11 protein-coding genes are annotated in these 15,237 nt (G+C 73.6%); 6 read left to right on the top strand and 5 right to left on the bottom strand.

Annotated features, from left to right (window positions below; translation table 11 throughout):
• Positions 1-6 precede the first annotated feature (6 nt).
• Genes AB0K03_RS38895 through AB0K03_RS38885 form a run of 3 tightly spaced genes read right to left on the bottom strand, consistent with a single transcriptional unit; the run spans position 7 to position 4,119 of the window.
• On the bottom strand, positions 7-2,523 hold the full coding sequence (locus tag AB0K03_RS38895) for a caspase, EACC1-associated type (RefSeq protein WP_364696506.1): 2,517 nt from the start codon (positions 2,521-2,523) through the stop codon (positions 7-9).
• A gap of 17 nt (positions 2,524-2,540) precedes the next feature.
• On the bottom strand, positions 2,541-2,921 hold the full coding sequence (locus AB0K03_RS38890; RefSeq protein WP_364696431.1) for a hypothetical protein: 381 nt from the start codon (positions 2,919-2,921) through the stop codon (positions 2,541-2,543).
• Between the two features lie 46 nt (positions 2,922-2,967).
• Positions 2,968-4,119, bottom strand: a complete 1,152-nt coding sequence (locus AB0K03_RS38885; RefSeq protein ID WP_364696428.1) for a DUF2786 domain-containing protein — start codon at positions 4,117-4,119, stop codon at positions 2,968-2,970.
• Positions 4,120-4,146: 27 nt separating this feature from the next.
• Between AB0K03_RS38885 and AB0K03_RS38880 the strand changes: the two genes are divergently transcribed.
• Positions 4,147-4,344, top strand: coding sequence for a LysE family transporter (locus AB0K03_RS38880; protein WP_364696425.1), 198 nt, complete (start codon positions 4,147-4,149; stop codon positions 4,342-4,344).
• A gap of 20 nt (positions 4,345-4,364) precedes the next feature.
• Here the strand turns inward: AB0K03_RS38880 and AB0K03_RS38875 are convergent, their stop codons facing one another.
• Positions 4,365-6,563 carry an MMPL family transporter gene (locus AB0K03_RS38875; protein WP_364696422.1) on the bottom strand — a complete coding sequence of 733 codons (2,199 nt, stop codon included), beginning with the start codon at positions 6,561-6,563 and terminating at the stop codon, positions 4,365-4,367.
• A gap of 173 nt (positions 6,564-6,736) precedes the next feature.
• Between AB0K03_RS38875 and AB0K03_RS38870 the strand changes: the two genes are divergently transcribed.
• The 5 genes from AB0K03_RS38870 to AB0K03_RS38850 all read left to right on the top strand — a co-directional run bounded on the left by AB0K03_RS38870 (position 6,737) and on the right by AB0K03_RS38850 (position 12,743).
• The gene (locus tag AB0K03_RS38870) at positions 6,737-7,999 is read left to right on the top strand and encodes a histidine kinase (protein WP_364696420.1); all 1,263 of its coding nucleotides are present in this window, start codon (positions 6,737-6,739) and stop codon (positions 7,997-7,999) included.
• A complete protein-coding gene (locus tag AB0K03_RS38865; RefSeq protein WP_364696417.1) occupies positions 7,996-8,679 on the top strand; it encodes a response regulator transcription factor in 684 nt (227 codons plus the stop codon). The genes AB0K03_RS38870 and AB0K03_RS38865 overlap by 4 nt, the downstream gene beginning before the upstream one ends.
• Positions 8,680-8,767: 88 nt before the next feature.
• Positions 8,768-10,105 carry a glycoside hydrolase family 6 protein gene (locus tag AB0K03_RS38860; RefSeq protein WP_364696414.1) on the top strand — a complete coding sequence of 446 codons (1,338 nt, stop codon included), beginning with the start codon at positions 8,768-8,770 and terminating at the stop codon, positions 10,103-10,105.
• Positions 10,099-11,211 carry a cellulose-binding domain-containing protein gene (locus AB0K03_RS38855; RefSeq protein WP_364696412.1) on the top strand — a complete coding sequence of 371 codons (1,113 nt, stop codon included), beginning with the start codon at positions 10,099-10,101 and terminating at the stop codon, positions 11,209-11,211. The genes AB0K03_RS38860 and AB0K03_RS38855 overlap by 7 nt, the downstream gene beginning before the upstream one ends.
• Before the next feature lie 83 nt (positions 11,212-11,294).
• The gene (locus tag AB0K03_RS38850) at positions 11,295-12,743 is read left to right on the top strand and encodes an ATP-binding protein (protein ID WP_364696409.1); all 1,449 of its coding nucleotides are present in this window, start codon (positions 11,295-11,297) and stop codon (positions 12,741-12,743) included.
• 11 nt (positions 12,744-12,754) lie between these two features.
• On the opposite strand, the gene AB0K03_RS38845 is transcribed toward AB0K03_RS38850, so the two are convergent.
• Entirely contained in the window at positions 12,755-14,989 is a 2,235-nt protein-coding gene (locus AB0K03_RS38845; RefSeq protein WP_364696406.1) for an EAL domain-containing protein, read from the bottom strand.
• Positions 14,990-15,237 lie beyond the last annotated feature (248 nt).

The raw sequence follows: 15,237 nt of genomic DNA, 5'->3' as shown, positions 1-15,237 counted from the left end.
GGCCTCCTATCCCCAGATCGCCCGGAACATGCCGCCGAGCACGGGCTCCGGGGAGCCGGCGCCGGCGTCGAAGCAGCGGCCACCGGTGCCCTCGGCGAGCTGCCGCAGGCCGGCGTCGGCGCAGGTCGTGGTGCCCACGGCGATGACGAAGACGCGGACGCCGGCGGTCTGCGCGGCCGTCGGCCGGGGCTGTCCGCTCGTGTCCTGACCGTCGGTGAGCACCACGAGGGTCCGCAGCGGATCGCCGGTGCCGTCCCCGGCGCGCAGGAGGGCCGAACCCCGCCGGACCGCCTCGTACAGCGGCGTGTCCCCGGCGGGACGGACCGTGGCGGTGGCCGCGCGGACCCGGGACACGGCGGCCTGGCCGGACGGTCCGAGCGGCACCCGGTCGCGGGTGGCGCGACCGCCGGTGGCGGCGAAGGTGAGCAGCCCGAAACGGTCCCGGCCGCCGAGGCGGGCGGCGGCCCGCTCGACCGCGGCCACGGCGACCTCCCATCGGGTACGGGTGGGATCGGCGGTGACCGTGTTCATCGAGCCGGAGGCGTCCAGCGCCACCAGGAACCGTCCCGGGCGGCCCGCGCCGGCGTACAGCCTCTGCACGTCCCGGCGGGTCAGCGCGTCCGGCTCACTCTGCACCACCCGCGCGAACGGCCAGTCGGTCAGAGCGCCGTAGTCCGTGCCGAGCGGCTCCCCGGCGTCGTACGCGTACGGCCGCAACCCGGCCCGCAGCAGCGCCGCGCGCCCGGGGTCGGTACGCAGCCAGCGGGCGAACCAGGCGGCGTACGCCCGCGTGACACTCGCCTGCCGCTGCGCCGGCCAGGTCAGCGTCACCACCGCCTGCCGCATGGCCGGGGTGTCGGCGGGGTAGAAGGCGCGCAGCCGGTCACCGCCCTGCGGGGGACCGCCGCGGGCGCACGGTCCGCCGGCCGGGTCACCGCGGTTGAAGCGGACCAGCTGCTGCTCGGTGAGCACGACCGCGGCCGTCCCGTGCTCCGCGGCGTGCCGGCAGAGCAGCCCGGCCTCGTCGCCGACCGGGTACCTGCCGACGTCCAGCGCCCGTTCGATGCGCTGCTCGTAGCGCGTGCGGGCGGCGGCCGGCCCGATCGTGCCGCCGGCGTACAGGCGGGCGGTGGCCATCCCGGCGACCGCGGACGTGCGGGGATCGCCGCGGACCACTCCGGTGGCCCGGCTGACCCGGTCGAAGAGCTCGGGCCAGGGCAGGACTGCCCGGCGCAGGTCGGCGGGGACGCCGGCCTTCTCCGGCACGCCGAGCACGACCGGGGTACGGGCCACCTCCACCACCGTGGCGAGCGCCGGATCGAGGGCGGGCACGTCGCTGCCCGCGCCGGGCAGCCACACGTCCGGGTGCGGCCCGACGTCCCGCAGGTACGCGCGCCCGTCCGGCCCCCGGTCCCAGCCGTGCCGCAGCCCGTCCGCGGCCTGGTCGGCGGGGACGGGGTACACGTACAGGTCGGCGGAGCGGCAGCCGTGCCGACCGGCGGCGACCCAGCCCTCGAACTCCGCGGCGAGGTCGCGGTACGCGCCGATCCCCGCCGGATCCGCGGCGACGCGGACGTGCGCGGGCGTCGGGCATCCGCCGGTGCTCGGGGTGTCCGCCTGCACCCCGCACCCGGTCAGCAGGACGGCCACGAGCAGCAACGCCCGCGGCGCCCGCCTCCGTGAAGCCGAGTCCGGTGGCGGGTCCGTACCGGACGGGGGTAGGGCGACGGGCGGTGCCGTGACGGCGACGGGTGGCGCGGCGCCGGGCGGCAGCGGGGCGCGGTGGGCCAGGCGCAGCATGCCCTGCAGCCGGTGCACCGAGTACGTCGGATGCTGCTCGACGCCGGCCCCGAGTTCGCTCATCCGCGCGTGGACGTACAGGTGCAGCTCGTGCGCGTCGACCTCGCCGTCGCGGTTGAGGTCCGCGGCGCCGGTCCGCAGGCCCTCCACCACGCAGCGGGTGAACAGCCCGCCGGTGCGGCCCTCGACCGCCTGCTCGATGGAGGTGGCCGCCGCGATGACCACCTGGCCGCGCACGTGGGCGTCGTCGGTCACCAGTTCGTCCGGCGCGGCGGAGCCCACCGGCGGTGCGGGCGCCGGCCGGGGACCGGCGTGGTCGAGGTTCTTGCGCTCGTCGAAGGCGCCGGCGTAGCAGCAGTCCAGCAGCACCACGATCCGGCGGGCCGGGCTGGTCTCCATCTCGTGGGTGATGTCCTTGGCGGCCAGCGCCGTGACCCAGAGCGCGTCGGGCACGGTGTCGGTGACGGCGAAGTACAGATGGCCCTCGTCGTTGCGTACGCCGTGGCCGGCGATGGAGAGCAGCAGGATGTCCCCGGGCTCGGCGTCGCGGAAGAACTCACCGATGCGCCGGCCCGCGGTGCGCACGTCGCGGTTCTCGAGGACACTCACGTCGAAGTCGCCGACGAGCGGGTCGCCCAGCACCCGCGCCAGCTCCTCGGCGTCGCGGGCCGTGCCGGGCAGCCGGGAGAACGCGGGATCGGAGTATTCCTCCGTCGCGATGATCAGCGCCCGTCGATGACTCAGCGTCGTCTCAACTCCCTGACGAACGCGTCGATGATCTTCTGGCGCTCGGCCGGCGACGCATCGCTCAGCTCGATCTCCTTGTCGCCGACCCGGAACCGGATCGAACCCCGGTTGCCCGGCCGGCGCAGCCACTCGCTCAGGTACGTCAGCACGCCGCCGATCACCTCGGGGGTCGCGGCGAGGGTGAGCAGCATCGTGCCGACCGCGATCATCTCCGTGCTGCGGGCACCCTCCGCTGTGCCGGCCACGGTGGCCTGTTCGACCGCGACGACCTCGCGCAGCTCGTGCAGTTCCTTCAGCAGTTTCTGGGCGGCCTGGTCGGTGGCGTGCGGATCACCGGCCGCCACGACGATGCGCGCCACGGTTGTCGTCTCCACCCGTGCACCATACACAGTGGAGTCAAGATCAAACCGTCCGTGACGATCAGGTCAGCGTGGCCCTGTCGGCGGCCGTCCGGCCCGATTCCCAGCCCTCCTCGCTGTCCACCCGCAGCCCTCGCCCCCGGACCGTACGCGGGAACGCCCGCTCCCGGGCCTCGCGGACCTGCACGTCGCGCGAGGCCAGCACCGGTAGCAGCGCCGCGGCGTCACCCGTGCCGGCCAGCGCGGCCCGGTCCGCCTCCGCGAGCCGCTCGCCGATGCGGACCGCGTACCCCACCAGGAAGGACTGCCGGAAGGTCTTGAGCCGGGCCCGGCCCGCCTTGCCGCCGGGCGGCTCGTCACGTGCCATGGCCCGGTGCGCCTGCACGAGCAGCGAAGTGTGCAGCAGCTCCACCGCGTCCAGGTCGGCGTCGAAGCCGAACACCGTGGCGAAGCCGAACTCCGGAGACCACACCACCTGGCAGCGGTTGGCCCCGGCCACCGACGCGAGCAAGGCGGCTTTCTCGCTCTCATAGGGGTGGTCGATGCCGACGCGGCGGGCGTACGGGGTGACCCGCGCGTCCCCGGCCTCGACGAGCGCCTCCTCGAGGCTGTGCCGCGAGATCAGCTCCTGCGCCTTGGCGCTGTACGCCTCCGCCTCCGCCGGGAAGGTGGTCGACTCGGCCTTGGCGAGCAGGGCCCGTACGCGATCCAGCAGCGCCCCGTTGGCGGTGCGCGGCCCCGCGCGGACGACCTGCCCCGGCGGCGGGATCAGCACGTCGAGCGGCGGCAGCGACGCCAGCACGGTCAGCACACCGAGGAAGGCGTCGATCAGGCTGACCCGGTCGGCCCGGCGGCGCTGCACGACCTGGCCGACGTACTGCTCGTCGGCGCCCCACCACACCCGGGCGCCGAGCCCGTCGGCCTGGGCCCGCCAGCGCGCGTCGACCGTGCGCGGCTTGAACCCGCGCAGGTACGCGGCCACCGCGTCGGTGATCAGGTGGGCGTGGGCGGGCTCGCCGCGCCGGGCCACGACCCGGTGCACCTCGGCCGGTTGCCAGCCGGCGCGGAACAGCCGCGCGGTGGCGTCGAACAGCGCGTCCCGGAGCACCGGGTCCACCTCGGCGGCGGGGGCGACGGTCAGCAGATCCAGCCCGTCCTCGTAGCCGAGCCGCCCGCCGACGACGGCCGCGACCGTCTCCCGTACCGATGTCACCGGTCAACTGTAGTTATCGTGGCGGGCGTGACGACGGTGACTCAGGTCCTCGCGTTCAGCGGCGTGATCGCGATCGGGGCGATGTCGCCCGGCCCGGACTTCGCGGTGGTGGTCCGCCGGGCGGCGCTGGACGGCCGCGCCTCCGGCGTCGCCGCGGCGACCGGGGTGGCCTCGGGCGTCTTCCTGTGGTCGGTGCCGGCGGCGGCCGGGCCGCCACCCCGCTGAGAGGTGGCGGCCCGGCGTGCTCAGCGTCCGGCGCCGACCAGTTCCGGCGCGGGCGGCACCGGCTCCGGCTCGGCCGGGCGCAGCTTGTCGCCCTCGACGTCCACGTCCGGCAGGATCCGGTCGAGCCAGCGCGGAAGCGCCCAGGCGCGGCGTCCGAGCAGCGTCATCACCGCCGGCACGATGGTCATGCGGACCACGAACGCGTCGAAGAGGATGGCCGCGGCCAGCGCGAAGCCGATCGACTTGATGATCGAGTCGGGGGAGAGGACGAAGCCCGCGAAGACGCTGATCATGATGATCGCCGCGGCGGTGACCACCCGGGCGCCGTGGCCGAAGCCGTCCACCACCGCGTCCGTCGGCGCCGCGCCGTGCACGTGCTCCTCGCGCATCCGGCTGACCAGGAAGACCTCGTAGTCCATCGCCAGGCCGAACACGATGCCGATGAGCAGCACCGGCATGAGGCTGACCACCGGGCCGGTCTGGTCGATGCCGAAGACGTCGGCGAGCCAGCCCCACTGGAAGACCGCGACGACCGCGCCGAAGGTAGCCACCACGCTGAGCAGGAAGCCGCCGATCGCCTTGAGCGGCACCAGGATCGACCGGAACAGCACGGTCAGCAGCAGGAACGCCAGCCCCACGATCACGGCGAGATACGGCACCAGCGCCGCACCCATCTTCGCGGACATGTCGATGTTGACCGCGGTCGTGCCGGTGACCGCCAGGTCCGCGCCCGTACGCCCGCGCATGCCGCCGTCCAGGTCGCGGATCGCGTGCACCAGGTCGGTGGTCCGCTCGCTGTCCGGCGCGCTGGCCGGGATCACCTGCAGGATCGCCGTGTCCCCGGCCGGGTTGAAGGTGGCCGGGCTGACCGTGAGCACGTTGGGCAGCGCCTTGATCGCAGCGGCCGCGTCCTGCGCCGCCCGCTGCGGCTCGGGACTGCCCGCGGCGTCGACGACGACGAGCAGCGGGCCGTTGAAGCCCGCGCCGAAGCCGTCGGTGAGCAGGTCGTACGCCTTGCGCTGGGTGGTGTCCGGCGCGGCCATGCTGTCACCGGGCAGCCCGAGCCGCAGGCTGAGCGCGGGGATCGCGACCACGAGCAGGCCCAGCGTCGCCGCGGCGAGGGTCAGCACGGGCCGGCGGGTCACGAGCTGCGCCCACCGCCGTCCCGCGGTGGGGCGTACGCCGTCGCCCTCGGGGTCACGCCCACGGCGGCGGCTGCCGGTGATGCGTCCGCCGGCGAAGCCGAGCATCGCCGGGAGCAGGGTCAGCGCGATGAGGACGGCGACGGCGACGGCGCCCGCGGCGGCCAGCCCCATCTGGGTGAGCACCGGCATGTTGACGACCGCCAGCGCGGACAGGGCGATGACCACGGTCAGGCCGGCGAAGGTCACCGCGGAGCCGGCCGTGCCGACCGCGCGCCCGGCCGCCTCGATGCCGGTCCGGCCCAGGGCCACCTCGTGCCGGTAGCGGGAGACGATGAACAGCGCGTAGTCCACGGCCACGGCGATGCCGAGCATGAGCGCGAGGGTGGGCGTGCTGCTGCTGAGGTCGATGAAGCCGGACGCGATCTGGATGCCGGCCATCGCGGCGCCCACGCCGAGGATCGCGGTCAGCAGCGGCAGCCCGGCGGCCACCAGCGAACCGAAGGTGATGACCAGGACGACGGCGGCGACGAGCAGGCCGACGGCCTCGCCGGGGCCCTGTTCGCCGGGCCCCTGCAGGGCGTCGCCGCCGGCTTCGACGGTCAGCCCCGCGTCCCGGCCCACCTCGGTGGCGCCGGTCAGCGCGTCGCGGTCGGCCTGGGTCAGGTCGTCCGCCGGGACCTTGTACGTGACCTGCGCGTACGCGACCGTCCCGGCCTGGTTGACCGTGCCCTTGAGCGGGTCGCTGACGTCGGCGACCTGCGCTCCCGTGCGGACGCGGGCGGCCGTCTGCTCGATCGCGGCCCGGTTGGCGGGGTCGGTGACCTTCTGTCCCGGCGGCGCGGCGAACACGACCCGGGCCGAGGCCCCGCCGGCGCCGGACTGCGGGAACCGCTCGGTGAGCAGGTCCTGGGCCTGCTGCGCCTCGGTGCCCGGGATGGAGAACGTGTCGGCGGTCGGCCCGGACAGGGTGGCCGCGCCGACCCCGAGTATCGCGAGCACGGCCAGCCACAGGGACAGCACCAAGGTGCGGCGGCGGAAGCTGAACCGCCCGAGCCGGTAGAGATAGGTAGCCATCGCTTCTCCAGGTGAGCCTTCGTCAGGGACTCACCCACGGTCCCGGGAAACGGCCGCCGCGTCGTCGTCCCCGTGCAGGCAGCTCCGTACCATGATCGTGGTATCCGGGGCGGCCGCCGTTACTACGCGGAGACGACGCGGGGGCTGGGCGGGCCCGCGTACGGTGCAGGGTGATGGAGACCAGGCACATCGCCCGGATCAGGGCGTGGAAGGAAGCGGCCGCCGAGAAGCCGATGCTGCTCGACGTCCTGCTGGCGTTCGTGCTGGCGTGGGCCGTCTTCAAGGCGACGGTCGACGACCGCGTCACGCCCAGCGACGTTCTCGTGGCGCTGGTGGCGTTCGTCGCGGTGCTGCTGCGGCGCATACGGCCGTACGCGGCGCTGGGTGTGGCGACCGCCGCCACGGTGGGTGCGGTGCTGCGGGGGGTGAGCAACCCCGGGCTGATCGTCGCGCTCGGCGTGATCACGTACTCGATCGCGGCGCACACGAACCGGCGCCGCGGCTGGATCTGCGCGCTGACGGCGTCCTCGCTGGTCTACGCGACCGGGCTGGTCGTCGCCGTGGGCGACTGGTGGCGCTTCGAGACGCTGGGCGTGTTCGCATGGATCTTCATGGCGGCGGCCGCCGGGGACGCCGCGCGTATGCACCGGGCGTACATCCGTGAGGTCGAGGAACGCGCGCGCCGGGCCGAGGAGACGCGCGAGGAGGTCGCGCGGCGCCGGGTCATGGACGAGCGGGTGCGCATCGCCCGCGAGCTGCACGACGTCGTCGCCCACCACATCGCGGTGATCAGCGTGCAGGCCGGCGCCGCCGCCCACATCCTGCAGCGCCGGCCGGACCAGGTGGGACCGGTGCTGGCGCACATCCGCGACGCCTCGGACACCGTGCTCAAGGAGATCCAGTCGGTGGTCGGGGTGCTGCGCAGCGGCGACGAGGCGGACAGCCACGAGCCGACCCCGGGCCTCGCCCGGCTGCCGGAGCTGCTCGGGGCCCTGGAGGCGACCGGTTTCCGCGTACGCCACCAGCAGCGCGGTGGGCGTCGGGAGCTGCCGGCCCTGGTGGACCTGGCGGCGTACCGGATCGTGCAGGAGGCGCTGACCAACGCCCACCGCTACGGCACCGGCTCGGCCACGCTCCTCGTCGAGTACGCCCCGAGCGGCGTGATCCTCGAGGTCGCGAACGAGGTGGGGCCGGCGCCGGCGGTGGTCGGATCGGGTTACGGGCTGCTCGGCATGCGCGAGCGGGCCGCGTCGGCCGGTGGTCAGGTGACCGCGGGCTACGTGGACGACGGCCGGTTCCGGGTGCACGCGGTCCTGCCCACCGAGAAACCCGCACCGGCTCCCACACCCGAAGAGACGCCGGCCCCGGCCCGCGCTCTGCCCGCGCTGCGTCCGGGTCTGCGGTCGTGTGTCGTCCCGCGGGAGGAGCCCGCGTGACCATCCGGGTGCTGCTCGCCGATGATCAGGCGCTCATCCGCGCGGGCTTCAAGATGATCATCGACTCGGAGCCGGGGTTCCAGGTCGTGGCCGAGGCGGCCGACGGGCGGGAGGCGGTCGATCTGGCCCGGACCGCGCGTGCCGACGTGGTGCTCATGGACATCCGGATGCCGCGGATGGACGGGCTCGAGGCGACCCGCCGGATCGGCGCGGACGACAACCTCGCCGGCGTACGCGTGCTGGTGCTGACCACGTTCGAGAACGACGACAACGTGGTGCTGGCGCTGCAGGCGGGCGCGAGCGGTTTCCTCGGCAAGAGCGTGGAGCCCGAGGACCTGTTGCACGCGATCCGCGTGGTGGCGAGCGGTGAGGCGCTGCTGTCCCCGAAGGCCACCCGCGGGCTGGTGAGCCGTTTCCTGACCAGCCTGCGGCCGGAGCCGGGTGGCGCGTCGCCGGCGCTGGACCTGCTCACCGAGCGGGAGCGGGAGATCCTGGTGCTGGTGGCGCACGGGCTGTCCAACGACGACATCGCCGAGCGGCTGCACCTGTCGCCCCTGACGGCGAAGACCCACGTGAACCGCGCGATGACCAAGCTCAACGCGCGGGACCGGGCGCAGCTGGTGGTGCTGGCGTACCAGAACGGGCTGGTCCGGCAGGGAGATGCGCTGCCGGAAGCCTGACGCTTGAAGTTCCGGGGTTACTGCACCTACGGTGGTCGATGTATGGGAGCGCTCCCACACTCCATCCCCGTCCCCCTGGAGAAGCCCGATGCGTCTTCGCCTGCTCGCGGCCGCCGCACTGGTCGCCGGCGCCGCCCTGGTGTGGCCCGGCACCGCCTCGGCCGCCGAGTCCCCGTTCTACGTCGACCCGCAGTCCAGCGCCGCCCGCTGGGTCGCGGCCAATCCGAACGATTCGCGCGCCGCCGTGATCCGGGACCGGATCGCGACCGTGCCGCAGGGCCGCTGGTTCACCCAGAACAATCCCGGCACGGTCGCCGCGGAGGTCGACGCGTACGTCGGCGCGGCCGCTGCGGCCGGCAAGACGCCGATCATGGTCGTCTACAACATCCCCAACCGTGACTGCAGCGGTGCCAGCTCCGGCGGGCTGCCCAGCCACACCGCGTACCGGCAGTGGATCGACCAGGTGGCCGCCGGGCTCAAGGGCCGGGCCGCCGCGATCATCCTCGAGCCCGACGTGCTCCCGATCATGACCAACTGCCTCACCTCCGCCCAGCAGCAGGAGGTGTACGCCTCGATGGCGTACGCGGGCAAGAAGCTCAAGGCCGGCTCGGCGGCCGCCAAGGTCTACTTCGACGCGGGGAACTCGGCCTGGCTGGCCCCGTCCGAGATGGCCGCCCGCCTGGTCCGCGCGGACATCGCCAACAGCGCCGACGGCATCTCGGTCAACGTGTCCAACTACCGGACCAACGCCGAGTCCATCCCGTACATCAAGAACGTCATCGCGGCGACCGGGGTGAGCAGGCTCAAGGGCGTCATCGACACCAGCCGCAACGGCAACGGCCCCCTCGGCAGCGAGTGGTGCGACCCGGCCGGGCGGGCCATCGGCATCCCCAGCACCACCGCGGTCAGCGACCCGATCCTCGACGCGTACCTGTGGATCAAGCTGCCGGGTGAGGCGGACGGCTGCATCGCCGCGGCGGGCCAGTTCGTGCCGCAGCGGGCGTACGACCTGGCGATCGCCGCCGGCGCGACCCAGCCGCCCACGACCCCGCCCACGACCCCGCCCACGACGCCCCCGACCACTCCGCCCACGACGCCCCCGACCACGCCGCCCGCGGGTGGGTGCTCGGTGGCGTACACCGCCAACACCTGGTCGACCGGCTTCACCGCGGACGTGCGGATCACCAACAACGGCCCGGCGGTCAGCTCCTGGACGCTGACCTTCACGGTGCCCTCGTCGGTGACGCTCAGCAACGGCTGGAACGGGACGTGGTCGCAGTCCGGGACCACGATCACCGTGCGCAACGCGGCGTACAACGGCAACCTGGGCACCGGCGCGACGACCAGCGCGGGCTTCCAGGCGACCTTCACCGGTACGCCGCCGGCCGGCCCCACCGGCTTCGCCCTGAACGGCACGCCGTGCTGACCCGGCTCGCGGCCGCCGTCGGGCTCACCGCGGCGGTGCTGGTCGTGCCGTCCGTGGCGTCCGCGGCGAGCGCCTGCGACGTCACGTACACGGTCAACCAGTGGAGCACCGGCTTCACCGCCGACGTCAAGGTCACCAACCGGTCGGCGGCGGTCAGCCCCTGGTCGCTGACCTGGACCTTCCCGGGCGACCAGCGGGTGACGTCCGGCTGGAGCGCCACGGTCACCCAGTCCGGCAGCGCGGTCACCGCCGCGGCGCCGAGCTGGGCGCCGTCGCTCGGCACCGGTGCGAGCGTGTCGTTCGGCTTCCAGGGGACGTACTCGGGCACCAACACCGCGCCCGCGTCGTTCTCGCTCAACGGCGTGCGCTGCGGCGAGGATCCGACCACCCCGCCGCCCACCGATCCGCCGCCGACGACCCCGCCGCCCACCACGCCACCGCCCGGCACCCCCGCGGGCAGCGAGGGTTTCGAGGGGTCCACCGCGAACTGGACCACGACGTACCCCGACTGCTCCGGCGCGGGCAAGGCCACATTCGACGGTACGGTCGCCCACAGCGGCACGAAGTCGCTGCGTATCGACGGCGCGGCCGGCTACTGCAACCACGTGTTCGTCCGCAACACGACGCTGCTGCCGTCCGGCACCGTCTGGTACGTGCGCTACTGGGTGCGCCACACCACGGCGCTGCCGGCCTCGCACATCACCACCGTGGCCCTGCAGGACACCGCGGACGGCAACCGTGACCTGCGCTTCGGCGGCCAGAACGGCGCCCTGCAGTGGAACCGCGCCTCCGACGACGCCACGCTGCCCGAGCAGAGCCCGGCCGGGGTCGCGCAATCCGCGCCGCTGCCGGTCGGGAGCTGGAACTGCGTCGAGTTCAAGGTCAACGGTACGGACGGCACGATGCAGACCTGGCTCAACGGGACGTCCGTGCCGGGGCTGCTGCAGGACGGCGTACCGACCCACGACGTCGACGGGCAGTGGCTCAACAAGACGTACCGGCCCCGCCTGGCCGACCTGAAACTGGGCTGGGAGAGCTACGGGGAGGGCTCGGACACCCTCTGGTACGACGACGTGGCCGCGTCCACCAACCGCATCGGCTGCTGACCGCACGGGAAGCCGGGCCCGTTCTCACCACGAGGACGGGCCCGGCTCTGTGTCACTCTGGGATGGGAGAGGGGGCCGCCACCATGACCGAGTCCTTCCAGTACGCCGGGGCCACCGTCGAGATCGTCGACGCCGGCACCATCCTCGCCGCCGCCCGGGTCAACCCCGTCGAGCTGCTGCGCCGGGCCACGTTCCCGGCGCCGGTGCGGCGCGCCGAGCTGACGGTGTCCAGCGCGGACACGCCCGAGGGGCCGATGCACGTCTTCGCCGCGGAGATCGGCACGACGGTCGACGACCTGCCGCACAAGGAGCGGATCCGCGCCGTGGTGCTCGGCAACGACCCGGTGGGGACGCTGCTGGCGAAGCGGATCGCGGCCGGCGACCCCATCGCGACACGCATCGTCGACGGCGTGGGGACCGCGGCCGTCGCGGCGTACAAGAAGCTCGGCCTGGACCGGCCGGTGACGTCCGCCGAACCGGAGACCGGCTACCTGGCCGACGCCGCCGGCGGCCTGCAGGCGGCCGTGACCCACGACCCGGGCGCCGGTGTGATCCGGCTGCGTGCCGAGGTGCCGCGCGACGAGGTGCAGCCCGAGCACCTGGCCGCCATGGTGCGACTGCTGCTGCAGGCCGTCGTCGAGCTGTTGCCGCCGTCCACCGAACCGCTCACCGGCCGCCGGTACGTGGTCAGCCGCGAGACCATCCCGCGCGTCGTCACCACCACCCAGGAGGTCACCCTCGACCAGGTCGGCGGGCTCGCGGCGGTGGTCGCCGAGCTGCGCCAGATCGCGGTGTCGTTCCGCCATCCGGAGGCGATGGCCCGGTGGGGCGCGCGGCGGCCGCAGGGCATCCTCATGTACGGGCCGCCCGGCACCGGCAAGACCATGCTCTCGCGGGCGCTGGCCAACGAGATCGGCGCCGACTTCCGCGAGATCCGTACGCCCGAGATCCTCGACAAGTGGCTCGGTGGCTCGGAGCGCAACATCAAGCAGGTGTTCCGCGACGCCCGCCGCTACCGGGTGCCGACGCTGATCCTGTTCGACGAGTTCGACTCGATCATCAGTTACGCGGGCTCCGGCGGCGACGCGGCCAGCCAGGCGATCAACGCGGTGGCGGGCATCTTCAAGCAGGAGATGAACGACCTCATCGAGGCCAACCCGAACGTGATCGTGGTGGCCACGACGAACTTCCCGCACCGCGTCGACGACTCGCTGATCCGCTCCGGCCGCTTCGACGTGAAGCTGTCCATCCCGAAGCCCGACGAGGCGAGCCGCGCGGAGATCTTCCGCAAGATGATCGCGCAGCTCGCGGCGGCGCACGAGGAGCCGGGCTTCACGATGTTCGCCGACGGGCTGGACATGGCCGAGCTGGGCCGGCTCAGCCACGGCATGACCGGCGCCGACATCAAGGAGGTGCTGCGCCGGGTGCAGCTCGCCAAGGCCATGCAGGACGCCCGGACCGGCGGCCTGGTGGAGCCGATCAGCCAGCAGGAGCTGCGGGAGAGCATCGCGGAGCTGCTGGGACAGCACTGACCTGGGTCGTCCTAGGGCCGGCCGCCGACGAAGTGGGGCACGAGGAACCGGGGTTCGGGGGACGGCCGGCCGAAGTGGTAACCCTGCGCGAGGCGGTATCCCAGGCGGTACAGCTCGGCCGCCTGCTCGGCCGTCTCGACGCCCTCGGCGACCGCGGTCAGCCCCAGGCCCGCGCTGACCTGGATGAGCGCAGTGGCGATGACCGCGTGCCGGCCGGCCATCGTGATCCCGTCGACGAACGACTTGTCCACCTTCAGCACGTCCACGGGTACGGTCTGCAGCAGCCCCAGCGACGAGTGCCCCGTGCCGAAGTCGTCCAGGGCGATGCGGACGCCCAGGTCGTGCAGGTCCTGGACGGCCTGCACCGCCTGGCCGCCGCCGAAGACCGCGGTCTCGGTGACCTCGACGGTGAGGCGGCGTGCGCTGAGCCCGGTCTCCTCGAGCACGCCCGCCACCATCCGGGCGAGGCCGTGCTCGCCGAGCTGCCGCGCCGAGACGTTGACGCTGATCCGTTCGGGGGCGAGGTCGCCGTGCGCCGCCCGCCACGCCACCGCCTGGGCGCAGGCAGTTCGCAGGATCCACTCGCCGAGCTCGACGATCAGCCCGCTGCGCTCGGCGGCCGGGATGAAACGCTCCGGCGGCACCAGCCCGCGCTCCGGGTGCTCCCAGCGGACCAGCGCCTCGACGGCGACCGTACGGCCCGTCGGCAGCTCGACGATCGGCTGGTAGACGACCCGGAACTGACCCGAGTCCAGCGCGTGCCGCAGCTCCGCCCCCAGCTTCGCCTGCTCGTCGGAGCGCTGATCCAGGGCGTGGTTGTAGCGGCGGTGCCCGTCGCGGGCCGACTTGGCCGCGTACATGGCGACGTCGGCGCGGCGCAGCACCTCGTACGGGTCGGTGGTGCCCGCGCTGTCGGCGACGCCGATGCTGGCGCCGACCAGCAGCTCGTGGTCCCCGGCGGCGATGGGCCGGCGCAGCGTGTCGGCGAGCCGCCCCACGATCGCGTCCGCCTCGGCGTCGCCGACGTCGGGCATGAGGATCGCGAACTCGTCGCCGCCCATGCGCGCCACGAGGATGTCGCCGCGCAGCACGCTGCGCAGCCGCCCGCCCAGCACCTCCAGCAGCCGGTCGCCGACGCCGTGGCCGAGGCGGTCGTTCACGCCCTTGAAGTCGTCGAGGTCGAGGAGCGCGACCTGGGTCCGGCCCGCGGCGAGCGCGGCGCGCAGGCCGGTCTCGAAGCGCCGCCGGTTCGCCAGCCCGGTGAGCTCGTCGGCCATCGCCAGGTCCTCGAGCTGGTCGGCCTGGTACTGGACCTGGGCCACGAAACCGGACATGCGGACGACGACGAGCAGGAACAGCAGGGCCGCGCCGGCGGCGATGGTGAGCCGGTCGACGCCGTCGCCGCCGATGCCCGGCAGGAACAGCAGGCCGGGCGCGACCAGCGAACAGACGGCGAGCAGCGCCAGCCGGGCCCGGGTCACCCGGCTGTCGCCGGAGCGCTCGGCGACCGTGCCGGCCAGGCGCATCGAGGGGTGCAGCGCGGACGCGCCCCAGAACACGTACGACAGCAGCCAGCCCGCGTCCAGCATGCGGCCGTCGGAGTCGGAGTACAGCGACACCAGCGAGTACGCGATGTCGGCGCAGAGCAGCAGCAACGCGGCGACGCCGAGCAGCCGGATGCTGGTGGAGCGACGGCCGTCACCGGTGTAGAAACGCGCCAGCATCGCGATGAGCAGCGCGTCCCCCGCCGGGTATGCCACCCCGATGGCGCGTTCCAGCGTCGACGCGGTGGAGTCGGCGGCGATCGGATGCATGACGAACACCCAGAAGATCAGCCCTAGCCCGATGGCGACGATCGCGGCGTCGACCAGGGCCGCGATGTTGCGCCCGGGGGAGTTGCGGCCGCGCATCAGCAGGTACATCCCGACCACGAACATCGGGTACGCGCTGAGGTAGAAGATGTCGGCGGGGGACGGGTACGGCTCCTGGTGCAGGACGTACTGGTAGTACTCCCAGATGAGGTCGCCGACGACCCAGGTGACCTGTCCCGCGGCGAACCAGTACCACATCGCCGGGCGGGCCGGCCGGTGCAGCCGCACGCCGACCAGGATCAGCAGGCTGGAGCCGAGGCCGATGAGGTCGTACGCGATGTTGGAGGCGAGGCTGGCGTCGGGCAGCAGGTAGTAGCCGGCCGTGGCGAGGATCCCCGCCGTCAGCCACCACCACCACAACCGATCACGCCGCACGTCTTGCCATCGGCCGCGGGACGGTGCAGTTGAGTTGTCGAGGCTTCCAGGAGACCGTGACCACACGGGTGCGGGCGCGGTTCCGGCCGGTGGCGCACCCGTGGCGGATGCCTGCGTCGTGCCGGTGCTCGCGCCCACGCACCAGATCGTGCCCTAGCTGTACTGACCACGGACGTTGGTGACGGGAAGATCTTGTAAAAGGTGAGGGCCTTCGGGTTCGGTGTGGATTGCGACGTCCTACCCCGAAC

The organism is Actinoplanes sp. NPDC049316 (genome assembly GCF_040677315.1).
GTDB lineage: Bacteria > Actinomycetota > Actinomycetes > Mycobacteriales > Micromonosporaceae > Actinoplanes.
Note: the sequence above shows the minus strand (reverse complement) of the source record. Positions and strands in the feature narration are given on the sequence as shown.